The organism is Polynucleobacter sp. AP-RePozz3-80-G7, assembly GCF_018882145.1.
Taxonomy (GTDB): Bacteria; Pseudomonadota; Gammaproteobacteria; order Burkholderiales; family Burkholderiaceae; genus Polynucleobacter.
The window spans coordinates 739,313-756,757 of the sequence record NZ_JACVPC010000001.1; the positions used below are offsets into that span (position 1 = coordinate 739,313).

The 17,445-nt window shown below is 40.8% G+C and carries 18 protein-coding genes, 1 tRNA gene and 1 pseudogene; 10 read left to right on the forward strand and 10 right to left on the reverse strand.

The features are described from left to right. Positions 1–4 precede the first annotated feature (4 nt). The gene (locus ICE90_RS04060; protein WP_216191052.1) at positions 5–454 is read right to left on the reverse strand and encodes an Rrf2 family transcriptional regulator; all 450 of its coding nucleotides are present in this window, start codon (positions 452–454) and stop codon (positions 5–7) included. A gap of 140 nt (positions 455–594) precedes the next feature. Here ICE90_RS04060 and ICE90_RS04065 point away from each other — a divergent pair, with 140 nt between their 5' ends. Both ICE90_RS04065 and ICE90_RS04070 read left to right on the forward strand, forming a co-directional pair. Continuing rightward, positions 595–933: a helix-turn-helix domain-containing protein gene (locus tag ICE90_RS04065; protein WP_216191054.1), complete on the forward strand. Its 339-nt coding sequence runs from the start codon at positions 595–597 to the stop codon at positions 931–933. 187 nt (positions 934–1,120) lie between these two features. Further along, positions 1,121–1,528, forward strand: a pseudogene (locus ICE90_RS04070) (hypothetical protein); the annotation flags it as partial. Positions 1,529–1,740: 212 nt separating this feature from the next. Here ICE90_RS04070 and ICE90_RS04075 read toward each other — a convergent pair. The 4 genes from ICE90_RS04075 to ICE90_RS04090 form a co-directional block, all read right to left on the reverse strand. After that, entirely contained in the window at positions 1,741–2,364 is a 624-nt protein-coding gene (locus ICE90_RS04075) for a DUF4239 domain-containing protein (RefSeq protein ID WP_216191057.1), read from the reverse strand. A 145-nt stretch (positions 2,365–2,509) separates the two neighbouring features. Next, a complete protein-coding gene (locus ICE90_RS04080) occupies positions 2,510–3,049 on the reverse strand; it encodes a hypothetical protein (protein ID WP_216191059.1) in 540 nt (179 codons plus the stop codon). 46 nt (positions 3,050–3,095) lie between these two features. Further along, on the reverse strand, positions 3,096–3,740 hold the full coding sequence (locus ICE90_RS04085; protein WP_216191061.1) for a response regulator transcription factor: 645 nt from the start codon (positions 3,738–3,740) through the stop codon (positions 3,096–3,098). Beyond that, positions 3,737–5,182: a sensor histidine kinase gene (locus ICE90_RS04090; protein WP_216191063.1), complete on the reverse strand. Its 1,446-nt coding sequence runs from the start codon at positions 5,180–5,182 to the stop codon at positions 3,737–3,739. Before ICE90_RS04090 ends, ICE90_RS04085 begins: the two co-directional genes overlap by 4 nt. A gap of 204 nt (positions 5,183–5,386) precedes the next feature. Here ICE90_RS04090 and ICE90_RS04095 point away from each other — a divergent pair, with 204 nt between their 5' ends. The 3 genes from ICE90_RS04095 (at position 5,387) to ICE90_RS04105 (ending at position 8,555) form a co-directional block, all read left to right on the forward strand. Then, a complete protein-coding gene (locus ICE90_RS04095) occupies positions 5,387–6,253 on the forward strand; it encodes a hypothetical protein (RefSeq protein WP_216191065.1) in 867 nt (288 codons plus the stop codon). Between the two features lie 42 nt (positions 6,254–6,295). Continuing rightward, entirely contained in the window at positions 6,296–7,612 is a 1,317-nt protein-coding gene (locus ICE90_RS04100; RefSeq protein WP_216191066.1) for an alpha/beta fold hydrolase, read from the forward strand. 103 nt (positions 7,613–7,715) lie between these two features. Beyond that, positions 7,716–8,555, forward strand: a complete 840-nt coding sequence (locus ICE90_RS04105) for a hypothetical protein (protein WP_216191068.1) — start codon at positions 7,716–7,718, stop codon at positions 8,553–8,555. 226 nt (positions 8,556–8,781) lie between these two features. On the opposite strand, the gene ICE90_RS04110 is transcribed toward ICE90_RS04105, so the two are convergent. The 3 genes from ICE90_RS04110 to ICE90_RS04120 all read right to left on the reverse strand — a co-directional run bounded on the left by ICE90_RS04110 (position 8,782) and on the right by ICE90_RS04120 (position 10,833). Next, positions 8,782–9,375: a site-specific integrase gene (locus tag ICE90_RS04110; protein ID WP_216191070.1), complete on the reverse strand. Its 594-nt coding sequence runs from the start codon at positions 9,373–9,375 to the stop codon at positions 8,782–8,784. Positions 9,376–9,667: 292 nt separating this feature from the next. After that, positions 9,668–10,342 carry a hypothetical protein gene (locus ICE90_RS04115; protein ID WP_216191072.1) on the reverse strand — a complete coding sequence of 225 codons (675 nt, stop codon included), beginning with the start codon at positions 10,340–10,342 and terminating at the stop codon, positions 9,668–9,670. A gap of 41 nt (positions 10,343–10,383) precedes the next feature. Then, positions 10,384–10,833, reverse strand: a complete 450-nt coding sequence (locus ICE90_RS04120) for a hypothetical protein (protein WP_216191074.1) — start codon at positions 10,831–10,833, stop codon at positions 10,384–10,386. A 97-nt stretch (positions 10,834–10,930) separates the two neighbouring features. Between ICE90_RS04120 and ICE90_RS04125 the strand changes: the two genes are divergently transcribed. Next, on the forward strand, positions 10,931–11,176 hold the full coding sequence (locus tag ICE90_RS04125; protein ID WP_216191076.1) for a helix-turn-helix domain-containing protein: 246 nt from the start codon (positions 10,931–10,933) through the stop codon (positions 11,174–11,176). Here the strand turns inward: ICE90_RS04125 and ICE90_RS04130 are convergent. Beyond that, a complete protein-coding gene (locus tag ICE90_RS04130) occupies positions 11,168–12,088 on the reverse strand; it encodes a DnaB-like helicase C-terminal domain-containing protein (RefSeq protein ID WP_216191077.1) in 921 nt (306 codons plus the stop codon). The two genes, ICE90_RS04125 and ICE90_RS04130, sit on opposite strands and share 9 nt — an antisense overlap. 134 nt (positions 12,089–12,222) lie before the next feature. Here ICE90_RS04130 and ICE90_RS04135 point away from each other — a divergent pair, with 134 nt between their 5' ends. From ICE90_RS04135 to ICE90_RS10880, 4 genes are all read left to right on the forward strand, one after another. Continuing rightward, entirely contained in the window at positions 12,223–12,933 is a 711-nt protein-coding gene (locus ICE90_RS04135) for a hypothetical protein (RefSeq protein ID WP_216191078.1), read from the forward strand. Positions 12,934–13,175: 242 nt separating this feature from the next. Then, positions 13,176–13,340 (forward strand): hypothetical protein, encoded by a 165-nt coding sequence (locus ICE90_RS04140; RefSeq protein ID WP_216191079.1) that lies wholly within the window; start codon positions 13,176–13,178, stop codon positions 13,338–13,340. After that, positions 13,333–15,315: a DUF5906 domain-containing protein gene (locus tag ICE90_RS04145; protein WP_216191081.1), complete on the forward strand. Its 1,983-nt coding sequence runs from the start codon at positions 13,333–13,335 to the stop codon at positions 15,313–15,315. The genes ICE90_RS04140 and ICE90_RS04145 overlap by 8 nt, the downstream gene beginning before the upstream one ends. 244 nt (positions 15,316–15,559) lie before the next feature. Further along, positions 15,560–17,272, forward strand: coding sequence for a recombinase family protein (locus ICE90_RS10880; protein ID WP_370624647.1), 1,713 nt, complete (start codon positions 15,560–15,562; stop codon positions 17,270–17,272). On the opposite strand, the gene ICE90_RS04160 is transcribed toward ICE90_RS10880, so the two are convergent. Then, positions 17,229–17,305, reverse strand: a tRNA-Met gene (locus ICE90_RS04160). The genes ICE90_RS10880 and ICE90_RS04160 overlap by 44 nt on opposite strands. Between the last annotated feature and the right edge of the window lie 140 nt (positions 17,306–17,445).

Here is a 17,445-nt window from a genome sequence, read left to right on the forward strand (position 1 = left end):
GTCTTTATATCGCCTCAATCGCTACTGTTTTAAAAAGATTTTCTGTTTTTAATCTTGGTTTGGAAAAATCCTGTAATGAGTACTTATTAAGTCCCCTAATAAAGTCTGCTTTTGCGGAAGAGAGGATTCCTTTGAGTCGACATTGTTTATCAATGACGCAACTAGTATTTCCAGGGGTAAGGCAATCTAAGAGATTGTCATCAGGCTCGGTTTGCTCAATCAAATCACCAAGCTTGATTTGATTGGCTGGCTTTGCCAATTTAAGTCCACCCGCACGACCGCGAGTCGTTTCTATGTAACCCAGCAATCCCAGGTGATGGACTACTTTTACCAAGTGATTACGTGAAATCTGATAAAAATCAGATAATTCAGAAATGGTGGTAGTGCCAGTATTGCTTTGAGCAAGATGCATTAAGACGCGCAACGAATAATCTGTGTAGGTCGTAAATCGCATTTTTTATCCAATTCCAATAAAAGTGACTTGTTGACGTTTACCCTTAAAAGATGTATAAATTATACATGTTATTAACGTATCGACACTAAAAAATGACGCGCTATTGAAGCTGTCGAGCTAATGGGGTAGGGGGATTTAATATGAGCACATCATATATACGGTTTTTAAACCTAATTGACTCACTGGATCGTATGAATCCAGGAAGGCCTTTGGATGAAATAGAAAGAGGGCTGCTTGAGCATATCTTGCGTTCTGCTGAGGAGAGTCAGAAATTACTTGTAGGTGATTTAATTCAACTAAGCCAACTTGGCTCGCAAGCAACCCTGCATGGAAGAGTGAAAAATCTTGTTGCACAGGGTTACTTAAAACTTGTCTCAGACAAGGTTGATGGTCGCAAAAAGTTCGTGGTGCCAACAAAGATGGCGATTAAATACAATGAATTTATGTCTAAGTGTCTTGAGGATGCAATAAAATCATAGTCTGGCTGTATTTAGGCTGCATCTTAGTTTCTAAGCAAACCTTCGGTTGCTTCTTTGAGGGCGTATAAGGCTCACATCCTGGGATGTTCCAATATGTCCAAAACGACAAACCCACTATTCGGGTATAGAATTTGAAACATGTTGCTTCGTAGTAAAACTCTCATTCTATTGAGTAGTTTCTCCATATGTTGGGATTCGTTATACACAAAACAATATGGGTGGCTATACAGAAGGCGCATCAAGCACTATTACAGCTCCATTGACATATTCAGCATTAAACACAAACGCAACAACTGCTTTGGCTGGTGTTGGCGCTCAATACAAAGGCATCCCGCAAACAACCTTGTTTGCTAGTGCTGGTGTAGAAACAGACACTAATACCGCTAATGGCTCTTATTCTGCAACTGGAGTAACTGGTTTAACCCCGATTAACTTCAATGCTAATCCTGTGAAGACTCGTCCAACAGCAATGGTGGGTACCACCTACGATGTGGAGAAGAATCAGCGTTTAGGTGTCACGGGTATCCATCGCCAAGAGCCATATCAGTCAGTTTCTTCAACTACTGTGATGGCGACTTATACGGTTGGTTTGTAAGTACCTCTGCCAAGCTTTGCAGAAAACCCGCTTTGGCGGGTTTTCTGTTGTCTGCGAAAGTCTGCCTTGGGTCGGTAACTGTCTAATTGGCCAAACAGGCTCAGATGTCTCAAAACGGCCAATTTGAGACCTTTAGAATATCACCCCTTTAACGACACTAAGGGCTCAAAAGTTTTGAGGGGATGAATTATATATTTAATTATGTAAACCATTTACTTGCTCAATTTGGTGGAGTCTATTAGTAAAGTAGGTTTAATAGAGGTGGGGCCATGATAAGGAGAGGTATTTAAAAATAAAAAAATCATTGATGATCCAATGCACAAGGCACCCATCGTCAATGTAATTTTCATTGCCCGAGGACTTCGAAGTTGAAGTAATCCAACTGTGAATAACAGTAAAAAAGCGAGCGCATATATTGATGGCCACCTCACAAAGCTGATACGATCATATGCCAAGGATAGCCGAACGAGTCGTTCATGATGAAGAGAATCAATTGATGAGTAGAGTCGATGCACAACTGAGCTGCTTTGATTGAGTGTATTAGCAATGACATTAATCTGGTTGGTTAAGATTTCAAGCTGAATTAAGGAATCTTCATTGCTTTCTCGATTTCCATTGGCCATAGAGGGCCATTCGGTATCCACAATAAAGGTCACATAGTTATTTGTCGCCGACTTCAACTCTTGAGCATCTTGGGTTTGGAGTGTTTGCGAAATTCGCATTAAGGTTCTTATGGCGGTTGCCTCATTAATGAGACTGGAGTTTGCCGCCACATGGTTATTCCATACCCCAGTAGCAAATGTAGATATCACAAGGCCAAAAAGAAATGCTGGCACACTGATAAAAGAGGCTACTATCCCTTCTGATTTTTTGAACCAGCTAGAAAAAGGCGATCTGTCTAGGAACCAAAAAATTGTCAATACAACTAAAACGCCAGTTGTAATGCTAATGACTATAAAACGAAGATCTTGAATGAGGAAATTATCCATTTAATTTAATTATTTGTTCAGTCTCATACTGTTTAAGGGTATGAATTAAGTTAAGAATTTTGGTTTTATCCGACTCCGTGAGGGGGGTTGCGGGATCTTCAGTCTGAGAGGTTAGATTCATTTCCTCTAGCTCGCGCAAACGCTCGCCAATGTTGGAGTTTCTAATGCCACTAAGTTGATATGTTTTGAAATATAGTGCCGCAATATTTACATTTTCATATTCAGGAATAACAGGCCCTAGGCTTTTATGCATACTTGATAAGGCATACTTCAAATCCCCCATGGATTTTGCTCGGCGTATTAAGTAGTCCATGCTATTGAGCCGGTTGACGATCTCGAACTGGCAGTTAATGATTTCTTTTTGCTTGTTCGATTCAATTTCAAAATGTTGTTGAGAGGTGTGATAGAGCGTTGCCCCGCCTGAAATGATAATTGAAGATAAAAACCAAATGAAAAAATTACTGTTGAGTAGCTTATTTAGGTTATCCCATCGTGTTGGCTGATGAATTTCTTTGATTGGTTCTGTTGACATGGACTCTTATTTATAGTGGAATCGAAGTGTAGTGCTTCTATTGGGTTTATTGACCTGCAATTTTTTCAATAGCTTTAAGGTGGCTATCGTAATAGCGAATAAGCTCGGTTAATGTATTCAGCCCTAATTTGTCTTTTAAAAATGATCGATACATTTTTACCGTATTAAGCGATATTCCAAGTTGGTGGCCAACTTCACGTTGAGAGCTACCACTTCCAAGAAGAAGGAGAACTTCTGCCTCTCGTCTAGTGATGGAAATTTTGACATCAGGACTTAGGCTCTCAATTTTTGAGTCGATATCAGTCCGTTGCTCCATAAGGCTAAATTGCTTATCTAGAAGCTCGTTGATCTTGATGGGTGAAAAAGGCTTAAGAAGGAAATCAATTGCACCACCATGCCATGCGTCAATAATGTCAGATTGATGGGCATTCCCACTCATAAAAATAATTGAAAAATTAGCATCTAGATGTTTAAGTTGATTTTGTAGCTCAACACCATTGATTCCGGTCATCTGGAAATCTAATAAGAGGCAGGTTAATGTTTGATCTTTAGGATTAAATTTTTTAGTTGCTTCTAAGTATTCTTCACCAGAAGCATAAGAGAAAACTTCATATTTCTTGGATAGCCATCCACCAATACTTTCGCGAATGACGAGCTCATCATCAACGATATGAATTCTTTTGTTAATCATTTATTCCCTTGGATTTCATCGTGGCCCGCCAAAGGAATTTCAATATTGAATATCGCACCAAGGTTTTTATCATTAGCAACCTTGATGCACCCTTTGTGCCTTTCGATAATGGTTTTGCTTAGCCATAAGCCTACACCAAGACCTTCTTTTTTAGTTGTCTTATAAAGCTCAAAGATATCGGGAAGAATATTTGGATCTATCCCTGGTCCGCTATCTCCAATTGATATAGAAGCCAGCTTACTCCCCTCAGATACCTCAATAACAATTTTTTTATACTCATGCTTAGTTGTGCCGATTGAATAAATGGCATTGTTAAATATATTGATTAGAACTTGTTGCAGCTGAATCATGTTGCCGATAATTATTGGCCTCGATTCAAAGTTTGTTGCGAGGGAAATACCGTTGGCCTCAAGCGTTGGTTTAATAAGTTCTATAACTTTATTGCAAGTATCGACAACATTTATTTTCTCAAATTCAGTTTCTTGTCGTCCGAATAGCCGTCTTAAGCCATTCACTAGATCAGTTAACTTCTCTAGTTCAAGGCTAGCTTTATCTAATATGCGAACAGAGTTTTGGGCTTCTTGCAGCTTTAGCAAATCATATTTTGCAGTATGGATTTGAAAGGATAGCCCTGTAATTGGCTGACTAAGCTGATGAGCTAACGAGCTCGCTAGAGCGCTAATCCCAATTTTTCTATTAGATGATATTAGCCCTTCTAATAATTTATTTTTCTCTTGAATCGCCTTAGCTAAATTCTGATTTAGTGGGTTTATTCGATCCGCATCAGCATTGATCCAGCTAATTCTCAAGGACTGATATGAAATATAGCGAAATATACATGTAGCTGTAAAAAGGACGTAGATCAGAATTGCCGGCGCAGGTGGATTTCGCGGCAGTATAGGTGCGCCATAAAAATAACTAGCGATGCGTGTTAGTGCAAGCAATAAAAGAATAACTTCAGTGTAGGTTATCCATTTTAAAAATATGTTGCTCTTAAGCTCATGATCTAGAGGTTTGGTGCAAACCATGTAGGTGACAAGAGCAATAAGAGCGGATGGTATTGCAGTAAGTAATGCCGGTAGATTTGAGTCAATTTTAATACGCGCATACTCAATCAGCATGCAATATATTACGACCATCAAAACTGTAAAAATGTAAGTTCTAAATTTGACGGTACGAGTGAGTGAAAAAATGCTGAATAAAACCGAAATATCGGATGCGGTAATTAGTATTGTGCCCAGGAGAAAAACAATAGGTTGCCGTGTGGCAGGAGCTAGATTGGTGGTAATGACTTGACTTAAGGCGAAGAGCATCAACAATTCGGCTGCTAGAAAATATTTTCCAGAGCCATCCATTTTCCCTTTAAAAGAAAAATACAAAACGCTTGCTGATAGTAATGTCATTAGGCCAAATAGGCTCGCAAGCGTAACTATAGAATTCATGTGGCTCTGATTAGATAAATTTATAGATATCTATCATATAGGTCTTGGTTTGGCTATACGCCTAATATTTATTGCGCTTTAGAAGCAATGTAATTTTTGACTTTATATCCCAGTTTTAAATTGCATCACTACATACCAAAGTATGTATTTTTTCTTAGGTCATTTCGTTAGTATCGAGTTCACTAACGCAATTAAATTGATCTCATGACCCTTGCATTTAAAAACCTCTATTTGCTTCTACTTTTCAGTTTGTTGCCTGTTATTTCGATGGCCAATCAGGAATTGACGCGTCCTGAGCTTGCGGATAATGTCAAATCTGGAGAAGTTGTACCTCTCTCAAGCGTTGAAATTGCAAAAAAATTAGCCAATCCAATCGCAAATATGATCTCTGCCCCCCTTCAATATAACTTCAGTCGAGGTTTAGGTAAGAGTCAGGGCGGTAGTGAGCAAACTCTTCTATTCCAGCCGGTAATGCCATTTAATCTTGGTGGCGGCGATAGCTTCATATTTCGTCCAATTGTGACCGGTGTCAGGGAAGTCAGCATTGAAGCCCCATCGGGGGCTCCTTACTCTGGCTATGGAATTTCTAACGTCGTTATTGAATCCTTTTACGCCCCAAATACCAACTCTTCTTGGATCTGGGGGATTGGTCCTTACTTAAGCTCTCCAGCAGGAAATAGCGGTCATTTTGGATCTCAGCAAACTGGCGCTGGTGTTACTGCAGTTGTCTTAAACCGCGATGGTCCTTGGACATATGGGTTGCTGGGCTACCAGTCATGGAATGTAGGAGGTAATGCTGCGTTTGGCACTCAAAATAGTTTATACGGGCAGCCTTTTGTTTCTTATACAAGCGCTAAGGCCTGGACCTTTATGTTGGAGTCTCAGGCGCAGTACAACTATGACTCCCACAGAACTACCAACCCCTTGTATCTCGGCATTTCAAAACTTGAGGTCATTGATGGGCAACCAATTCAATTTGGTATTGGCCCAACCTATTATCTAAGCAACACTCCTGGTGGCCCATCTGGATGGGGTGGTAGAGCAATAGTAACTTTTGTGTTTCCAAAGTAGTTTTTCTCAAATGAGTACCCTTTATTAAGTAAGGATTTAATAATGTTCTTAAGGTCTAAATTAGCTTTAATTACTGGTCTTGCTGTTTTTAGTCTTTCATCGCAAGTCGCAGTTGCCGATCCTGCGGTAGCTCCTTTTTATCAGTCCATCATGCAGATGAAGGCTGATGGTAAGTTAGGTCAGATCATTAAACAGGAAAAAATTTCAACCCCAGTTAAAGGTGCTCAGGCATGGCGTATTGCATACATCTCATCAGATGTAAATAATCAAAAAACGATAGCAACTGGATTGGTGGTAGCGCCAACTGGCGTTGCGCCTACTGGAGGTAGGCCAGTAATGTCATGGTCCCATGGCACAACCGGCTCCGCACAAAACTGCGGTCCTTCGCAGGTTGAAAATCCTGCCCAACCATTAAATTTATATTATTTGATTGGCGGCAATTCTTGGACTGACTATGGCTTACCAAGTTTGGAGCAATTTATTAAAGAGGGCTATGTAGTGGTTGCAACTGACTATCAAGGTTTAGGTGGTGGTGATCGTCATCAATATGCAGTAGCCAAGACTAATGGCCGTGATGCGATTAATATTATTCGTGCTGCTGGATCTATGAAAGAAACCGGAGCTGGAAAAAAGGCTGTTGTTTATGGCTGGTCACAAGGTGGCGGCTCTACACTTGGCGCAGCGGGTCAGTCTGAATACATTTCTCAGACAGGCACTGCTTTTGATGGCATTGACATGGTTGGCTTTGTGGCTATGGCCCCCCAAGATCTTGAGATGTATAGGCCTGCCAAGCTTGACCAAGCTGGCGCAGATAAATTCATTAATGATTTCGCAACCGGTTGGTCTGGCAATAGCTTCGATTTTGGCCACTTCATTATGAATATGTGGGGTACTCAAGCAGCAAATCCTGATAAGTTAAAGCTAACAGATATTTTTACCGATGAAGGCGCAAAGGCAGTTGATGAAATATTCCTCAATAAATGTATTCATGTGAGTATTGATACATTTAATTTTGCGTATTCCACCTCTTATAAAGATCTTCTGAGGCCACAAGCTCAAAATACACTAGCTTGGACCAATGCCATCATTGACGGCGCACCTAATCCAAATGTTAAGCCTGCTGCACCAGTATTGGTTTTATACGGCAATAAAGATGTAACTGTGCCTCAAGTTATGGGCGACTATTACCGCAAGAGGATGTGCGAAATTGGGGCCAATGTAGCACGCGTTCAATTGCCTGGAGATTTAAATCACTTTACAACCCCAGGAGCTGCGCCACCATTCTACATTCCATGGATTAAAGATCGCTTAGCCGGTAAGCCTGCTGCAAATGGTTGTTCCGCTGAAAATGTAATGTAATTATCTATTGACGTCACTTGTTGAATAAATAAGGCCCCTCTGGGGTCTTATTTATTGTGGGATTCATTTCGCTTGAAGCACAAAGTTCTTGAAAAGTAAATTTATGATGATCAGACTGCATCACATCCCATTGCTGCTAATTTTGCATGTGCTTTCACCATCTTTGGTCTTTGCACAGCAAAATCCGATGCCAGATGTATCGGGGGGATGGCGTTTTAATGTCACGCCATATATTTGGGCTGTTGGAGTAAATGGCACAGTTAATACGAACGATGGCATCAGCAAATCAACAAACCTAAGTCCCAGCGGTGTCATCAGCGATCTCAAGGGCGGGATAATGATTGCGAGTGAAGCGCATAAGGGGGACTGGGGTCTTGGACTGGATTTACTAAATGCCAATTTAGGAAGTCAACCCGGTAAAACTGCTACTGGAACTTTGCCTAATGGTATTGCCGTTAATGCAGACCTCTCCACTAAAGCAAATTTAAAGGATACGGCTATTACAGCGGCAGGCATGTATACCCTGTTAAATAATCAGTCGCTTTATATGGATGGACTTATTGGTGCGAGATACATTAGTACTACGGTGACAATCAATGCTAATTTGAACCTAACGGGCACCCTCAATGGACAATACGTTGGCGGTAAAAATATCGTTCGCAATCCATCTATGACAACAAATACAACAGATCCAATTATTGGATTAAAAGGTAGATATCGAATTGCTGATAGCGCTTGGTATGTTCCTTACTATGCTGACATTGGGTCTGGTGGGGGTACTACCAACCTAACTTGGCAGGCAATGTTGGGGGTGGGTAGGGCATATAGTTGGGGCGATTTAACGCTAGGCTATAGGGTCCTTTACTACGATATGAACAGCACTGGTTCGTTACAAAAGATTACCTTTCAAGGGGTAAATCTTGGCGCCACTTTTCATTTTTGATTTGAATGGTTAATTAATTTAATGACCCATCTATTATTAGCTTTTTAGCTCATTCAAGTGGTTTATGCTTTGGTTGTCCACTTTGGGTCGTATTCAGTCTGTCACATATTAACTGGGCGAATGTTTGAATATAAGCTGGGAGTGACAGTAATAATTTTGCCGATGCAACCAATGGGTGGTGTACATTTATTAAAAATTGCTGGCTTTTTGAGTGGGTGACAAGTGCTTAAAACAATTTTCTGCAAATTTCTTTAAGTCGCAAAGGATTATCCTCTACATATTGAGCTGTCATTGATATAGACGAGTGCCCCATTAATCTTGATACGGCCTTAATATCCGCGCCTTTCTCAATCAAGGTGGTTGCGAAAGTTCTGCGCCCAGAATGGCTTGAGGCCCCTTGAATTTTTGCTTCCGTAAATAATCTATGAAATAACTGCTGCAAGGTATTGGGTGTAAATGCTCCACCTTTCTGCGATATAAATAATGCTGCTTGGGGGTTAAATAAGATGCCCTCTTGAGTTTGTCGCTCAGCAAGATAGCTCCCAAGGGCCTCTGTTAGGCTGGAATTGGTCAGGTAAACAAACCGTTGCTTGGCTCCCTTGGTCATAGCAGAGCTTAAGTTGATCTCTTCCAGCAATTGATCATCTGCGCCTAATACATTCTCCACGCGAAGGCTGGCCAATTCTTTGGCTCGCAGACCAAGGCCAAATGAGCACCATAGCAAAGCAGTATTGCGCTTCGCGTGCGATTTCTTACTAATGACTCTGAGGGTGCGCCGTAATTCTTGTTCGGTGAATACCTTTGCCTTGCCTTCTTTCATCCAAACTCCCAAAATGTTTATAAAGTGCCTGTAAATAGTGATTTATAAACATAATAGGGCGCATAATTATTCTCGTACACCGCTGGAGCCATATAGCTATTGGCAATGTTTACAAATTACAGTTAGTAAACATATTTGGTTAGATATTTCGTAATGCGGTGATTGATTTTTCTTCATGTTCTCACTGGTCAATCACGAGCGCAAATTAATTTGTGGACTCTAATGAATTTGTATTAATTTGTTAGATAAATACAAGCCGGGTAATAAATCCAATGACACCTTTTGACATTACTCACTGAGGTTGTAGTTTATATCCAAACTTTAACGATGAAATTGGTACATCTTTAAATTTTTCTAACCAGATTTGATTGTATTCGGCTGCTGTCATGGGAACTGGAGTCCAGCCATTCATTTCAATCTTTGGGTATTTATTTTTAAAAAAGTCTAGAACAGCATTCGAGCCCTTTGAGGCTTTTTGGTATCTTGAGGAATCTTCGTTTGAGTAGCTTGATGTTGCCTCATATTCAATGAATATAGTTGCGTGACCGGTTTTCACAAAAATTCCATACGTGGGGTCTGAAGCGTTACCGCATGATTCGTAGCAGGAAAATTTTGCTTGCCAGATGCCTTTGCTTGCAAGATCCCCATAGGTCAGTTGATTGGCTTGCCCATCAAGATAAATGTTTTTCGAATTAAATGAGCATTCTTTAGATAAATTTTCTAGTTCAATTGAAGAGATGGAGTTTTTTTGATCAAATTGAATATTAATCTTGCACTTGCCAATTTCATACTGATTGGTCATATCGAACAACACCCTCTTGGCTGGCCCATAAGTTTTTTCAAAAAATTCTTTTTGAATGCCAATAGTGTTTGGTGACATTATTGTATTCAGCTTTGAGCTAATTTCATTTGCGCTTGAGCAGGCATTGAGAATAAGCAATATTAAAATCAATTTGAGATAGCGCATCTTAAATTTCCTGATTTTTAATTACAAAAAGAGTATTTGCATTAGTACCTAACAAAGCGTTCTTTATTTATGTTGTAACCTTTTAGGCATTGATCAAACGCGTCGAGAACTAATTGAGGGTTTTTGCTAGCTAATTCCATAGGTTTGGGATTTAGTCTCGCTTTTGTGTAATCCTCCATTTGGTTTGGGGGAATGTCAGCAGCTTCGTTTCTAACTAGGGCGTCGCTAAAATATTCGCTTAACTTGCCAAGTTGCGTATATTTTTGGATATCCTTTTCTTTCTGCCACTTTGCTTGGTTCGTTTTGACGGACATCTGTGTGGTTACTAAAACCAACATATTTGAAGCTAGGTCGGCGCCAGTGCTAATACTTATGCACGAACCTCTTCTCGTACCTTCATTTTTTAAGTCTATTAGCCCGGTTTTATCGAAAGGCATTGACGATGCATTTGCAATACTTAAATAGAGGGTAATTGGAAGCAATCTTTTCATTGGAATCCCTAGTTAGAAATAATTTCCTATGACTGTGATAAAAAATATATGAATTAGTGTTTATGTGAATTAGAATATATCATTGATATTGAGGGGTATGCGCCATACCCTTTCTCACCACCTAGGATCTGCAATCCGTGATCTACGAAAAGAGGCTGGTATGAGCCAAATTGAGTTTGGAGAAAGGTGCGGCTTTTATCAAACCTATTTAAGTCGCATTGAAAATGGAAGCGCAAATCCAACCATTAATGCGATAGAAGTCATAGCAAAGGCGCTTCAATTGTCTATTTTTGACTTAATGGAAGTTGTAAAAATAAGAATAGAAAAGTCTAAATTAAGATAGATTTTTAACTTTTAATGCGCTCGTTTTCAATTCACGAGTGCCTTTTGTTGAATCAGGATTGATGGAGGGATACCCCGACAAGTAGGCGGCCCCAGTTCGACCAAGAATATCTTTGGCAACAATTAACTCTGATTGATTGCAATCCTCTCCTTGTGGGTTGTATACCTCATCCCTATACAGATATAAAAGCGTATCGCATTTTTTAGCTATTTCTATACTAGGTAAATCTGAAAATATAGGGCGCTTGTTTTCTCGCTCTTCCCCACGTTTGTTAGTTGTTGCTATTAGTAATATGGCAATATTGAGTTCTTGGGCTAATTTCTTTAGTAGTTTGATTTCGTAAGCATATGCAGTATCTATATGTACCTCCGTTTTGATATCCATGTGATCGAGGTTATCCACAATGACTAGTGACGTTGACTTTCCCTCTGAGAACTCTTTTATAGTCCGGTAAATGTCTGCTATGTTGGAGTAAGGTAGGTAAATTAAAGAAAGAGGTATGCCACTAATTTCTTGGATGGCTCGATTTATTAGTGCGTTCTGATCTAGGTTTATTCGATGCTTCGATGGTGAATTTTCCCCAATATCGCACAATTGGAATAATGCTCTTTCCGCCAATTGTTGGTTTGGTGTATCCAGGCTTATATAAAGAGATGAAGAGTTTTGAGATATGGCCACATTGAGAGCGACATTTAGCGCAAGCGAAGACTTGCCTGAGGAGGCTCGTCCAGCTAAGGCGGTTATTGCGCCCAATCGAATTCCGCCAAAAGCCTCATCAAAATCTGTTAACCCTGTTTTTAGCCAGTTTGTAATTTCAATATTGTTGTTCATGTGCCTAGCTTGCATCATGAAATTTCTAATCGCATCTACAAGCAATTGGGGCTTGGGTTGATTGGTTTGGGTTGGCGGCATTTTATTTACAGGGTAGATATCGTATTGATAATTTAATGTGGCTTAACCTTTAAATACATGGATTTTTAGTTTTATTGACCGCTTAAATTTCGCATTGCAAAATGAGCGCAAGGGATACAAACACGGAGTGCGTCATGGATATGGATGAAAACATAAAAATAAAAGATTGGAATGTCCCTAATTGGCGCAATCTAGATGAATACGGGTACGTTATAAAGTTATCGGCAGATAGAATCCGCTGGGAGTTCTTGCGTCGTACACTTTTTTATCGCAATAGCTGGGATACCGGCGATTATTCAAGTGACTTAGATTTTGGGCTGAGAGAAATGTATAGCCCGAGAGTTCGTGGGGATGAGCTTCCTAGAGACTTTATTTTTTTGGATGGTATTGCTTTAGGTATGCCCCTTTCAGTTGATGGTCAAACGTTGGATCGTGGGTATTTAGTCGAATTGAGTAAAAATTTTTCAGAAGAGGAAATTGAAAGAAAAATAGGGGAGTATGTGATTTCTTTGCTCAATAGGAAGTATGAACTTTTTCTATTTGATCCGAATATTAAAGTTAGCGGTCAAACCGCAATTGCCGAGAAAAAATTAAGTGAAATGCAATCCTCTTTAATTAAGGCCCCCATTGAGAATAGGGCCGAAATCATCAAGCTATTAAGGGTTATGGATGCTTTTAATGAAGTTGGGATGCGTGCGACAAAATCATGGGATCACGGCGAGAAAAAGAGCGTTGCGCAAAAGATTTTTGATAAAAAACTAGATGAGTCAGTAACAAGTAAATTACTTGATGAGAAATTTGAACAAGCCTGCAACATGGCAAAGCGCATTGCTTTAAATAAGTAATAATATTTTCAATTCGGGGATGTAATTTCCCCAGAATTAACCCCTGGAGAAATCGCTCTAAGGGGTTTACAAAGCTGCTTAATGGGCAGCAATTTCATAATCTCTCTATCCAGTTTCCAACCTCAAGGGCGGTTGATAAATCAACTAGTGTCTTTTGGTGGATTCGTCATCTCTACTTCGTTTGTGGCGTGTTGTTTAAGAGTTTTCCGTTATTGCCACCCATGTTTCTTTTGGGGCCGGTTATGAATCTGGCTTTTCAAGAATTGGTGCGCCTTATTGCACAAACAGTTATTGAAGAGATGACTGCAGAGCTGCACGGGGAGCTGAAATCAATCGATCATCCTGGGGAAAAATTTATCCATAACCTGGGTTTGATCAAATTAAATAAGGATTTTGATCATGAGTAAGAATTTATTTTCGAAGGCGATTAGGGAGGATTTGCTCAAAAGCGGTTTATCACCTGAAGACGCTGTGGAGTTGGGCTTTTTGGAGGTAAATGGAGATTTATTGCTTCCATATAGAAATGGATCGGGATTTTGTCGCACTCGCTACACCCATCCCAAAAAAATTGGTAACAAGGAAATGCGATATTCGCAACCCAAGGGGAGTTCACCTGAGCTTTATTTGCCTCGCATCGGCGGCTTGGATTGGGAAAAGATAAAGAAAAGCCCTTGTATACCCCTAATAATCACTGAAGGTGAAAAAAAAGCAGCTTCTGCATGTAAGACGGGCCTGATTTGTGTAGGTTTGGGCGGTGTTGAGTGCTGGTCTCAAAAAGGAAAGCCCATTGCTCAATGGGGCGATTTTGATCTGAAAGATCGGGATGTTTCAATTGTTTATGACAGCGATATTATTAATAAGCCTGCAGTACAAAATGCCGAGCGACGACTTGCCAATATGCTCACCCAACGTGGAGCGGTTGTTCGCCGCGTGCGCCTCAGTAGTGAAAGTGATAAAAAAGTGGGTCTCGATGATTTCCTGGTTGATAGGGGTTTGGGTAGGGGGGATTTAAAGGCTGCTAAGGCTGCCTTTGAGAGTTTGGTTGCAGAACCGATTCCTTTGCTACCTAAGGCTGATCAATTGGTTCGTGACTTGAATGAGAATTTCAGCATAGTTAATGTAAATGGTCAAACATTGATACAGGAGGAAATTAAGACTTCTGAAAATTTCATAGAGACAATGTATTTGCGTTTAGCTGATTTTAATTTGCGAATGCGAAATCGCTACGCAATTGATATTGGCGGACAGGTAGTTAACGCTTCAATTGTTTGGCTAAAGCATCCCCAGCGCCGTGAATATAGTCGCGTTGTATTTGAACCTCTTGGATGCAAGGATGGGGAATATAACTTATGGCAGGGGTTGCGCTTCACCCCTAAAGAGGGGGATTGCAGTTTATTACGCCGGCATATTCGTGAAGTTATATGCGGGAGTGATGAGGTTGCTTTTAAATATCTTGAGGCATGGTGTGCGGACATAATCAGAAGTCCTGCAAATCGCCCAGGCATTGCAATTGTTCTTCGCGGAGAAGAGGGTATTGGTAAGGGGATTTTTGCTCAATCCTTGCTGAGATTGACAAGTCCACATTCTGTTCAGGTTACTCAGGGTCATCAAGTGATCGGACGTTTTAATAGCATTTTGAAGAGTAAGCTTCTAGTTTTTTTGGATGAGGCTTTTTGGGCTGGAGATAAACAATCAGAGGGCACCCTTAAAGGAATGATTACTGAATCTGAGTTGGTTATCGAATATAAGGGTAAGGAGCCTATTCGATTGACTAATTATTCTCGAATCCTAATGGCCTCCAATAATGAGTGGGTAGTCCCTGCGGGTCCAGGTGCACGTCGTTTTTTTGTGCTAGATGTGATTAGTAAATACAAAGGCGATCAAGCCTATTTTAATAATCTGATAGCTCACATTGATAGTGGGGGTTTGCAAGCATGGGCTGAACATTTATTGAAATTGGACATATCAAAAATTGAGTTACGATCCCCTCCTAAAACAAAAGCTTTGTTAGATCAAAAATTGGAGTCAATGGACTCTGTAGATCGTTTTATTTACGATGCGCTCATGGATGGGTCAAATAATGATTCTGCCTGGACTTTACAAGTCCCGGTTGATAGGCTTTATCAGAATTACATAGATTCGGCCAATAGAACTGGCGAACGCTGGCATGCAGACAAAAATAAATTTGGTAAACGGCTTATCAAAATTTTTGATTTACGGCGTGAGCGTCCAATGAGTAATCTAATTCGCCAATATGTTTGGTGCTTTCCTGCATTGGAAAAGTGTCGAGATTTATTTTCAAAATATATGGATTCTGAAATTGAATGGCATATGATTGGAGAATCAAGATCTCGTCAAGCAACTCATCGAAACACTCATTAATGTAAGTCAAAATGTTGATTGCTGACCGCGCTGACCACATTTTCTCCATTTTTAAATTGGTGAAGACTGTGGTGGTGGGTGTGGTCTATGCCTCCAATCACAATCTAAAACATGGGGTCATTACGGTCAATGTGGTCAGCGGTTTATGCCGCATAGCGATAAATCTTGTGAATTTCCCCACCTATTTATGTACGAAGCCCATAAAGCACCATACATTCAATCATTAAATATAAGCGCCTCCATCATGACCCGCATCGCCACCTATGCCCGTTTTTCTACCGATAAACAAAGAGACTCATCTATTGAGGATCAAAGACGTAATTGCATGAACTTTGCCCAAAAAAATAAATGGACGATGGTTCATCATTTTGAAGATCGCGCTATTAGTGGTGCATCTAAAGATCGTCCAGGATTTAAGGAAATGCTCAAGGCAGCGCAGAGCAAGGAGTTTGACGTTTTATTGGTTGATGACTTGTCGCGTCTGAGTCGTGATGATATTGAAACTAAGCAGGTTATTAGACGTTTCAAGTATCAGGGTTTAAGGATTATTGGCGTTAGTGATGGCTACGACAGTTCAGGCAAGGGAGAAAAAATCCAAACCTCCATGCGTGGCTTGATGAATGAGCTATATCTTGATGACTTACGTGAAAAGACGCATCGCGGCATGGCGGGTCAGGCGGGTCGTGGCTATAGCACAGGAGGTCGTTGCTATGGTTATGAGCATCGCCCGATTCAAGATGCGTCCAAATCTGACGCTTATGGAAGACCGATGGTTGTGGCAGTCCGCCGTGAAATTAATCCAGATCAAGCAAAGATTATTGTTCATATATATGAACGCTTTTCTACGGGTTGGTCGCCTAGAGCAATTGCGCGTGAGCTCAATGAAATGGACATTCCTTCTCCGCGCGGTGGCAAGTGGTTGCAGTCAGCTATTTATGGGGATCAAGATGAGGGAACGGGAATATTGAATAACTGGTTGTATTGCGGTCGTTGTGTTTGGAATCGACGTGAGTGGCGCAAAAATCCTGACACAGGTAAGCGCACTTATGTACAGCGCCCAGAGTCAGAGTGGGTAATTAAGGAAATGGATGATTTACGAATTATTTCTCCGGAATTATGGGATAAGGTCAAAGCTCGTCAGGCCTTTCTAAGAAGTGAACAAGGTGAAAGAGTGAGATTGGGGCTTCGCGCTGCAAGTGCAAGTGCCTCAGGATGCTCAACAGGTAGAGGCTCTAAATATTTATTTTCAGGCTTGCTGAAATGTTTTCAGTGTGGCGCAAATTTTGTAATGCACAGCGCAACTTCTTATGCTTGCGCAAAAAATATCAATGGCGGTCATGCAGCTTGCTCAAATCACTATCGGTTGCCAAGGCGCAAAGTGGAGAAGCGATTATTGGAAGTGATTAAGCAGGAGCTTTTAACTCCTGAGGCTAGTCAGCAATTTGCGGTTGAAGTTAAAAATGAATTGATGAGCAAAGCTAAAGAGTTTCATGTGGATGTGGAACAAGCTCAGACTGAGGTCAAAAAGTCTCAACGAGAGATCGATAACATCATGGCGGCTATTAAAGCTGGGGTTCTGACTGAATCCACAAGAGAGGGGTTGTTAGCAGCCGAAGGCAGAAAAGCTCAGGCCCAAAAGCGATTAGAGACCGCCTCTTTAATGGATGAGAGGGCTGTCGGACGATTAATGGATCTGTTGCCCAAGGCTCTGGAGCGCTATTGCCAGACAGTTGATGGCCTAGAAACAGTCCTAGGGTCAAATCTAGAACACTCTAGGACCATTTTGAGGGATTTATTAGGGGATATTCAGTTAAGCCCAGAAAAGCATGGCCTGGAGGCCGAATTGCGTATAGATTGGGCTAAAAGCTTAAGTCTTGGAGCCTCAGAAGAGGCTGAAAAACTTAAAGTATTGATGGTTGCGGGGGCAGGATTTGAACCTACGACCTTCGGGTTATGAGCCCGACGAGCTGCCAGACTGCTCCACCCCGCGTCTGAAGCTGAAATTCTACCATTTTTTGGGGGTCCCTGTCGAGATATTCCTGTAAATAACGCATAAATAAGGCGTTTTATCGAAGAAATTCTCGTTTTAATCGCTGCCGGCAAGGAGTAACATATTGCCACGCAACATCA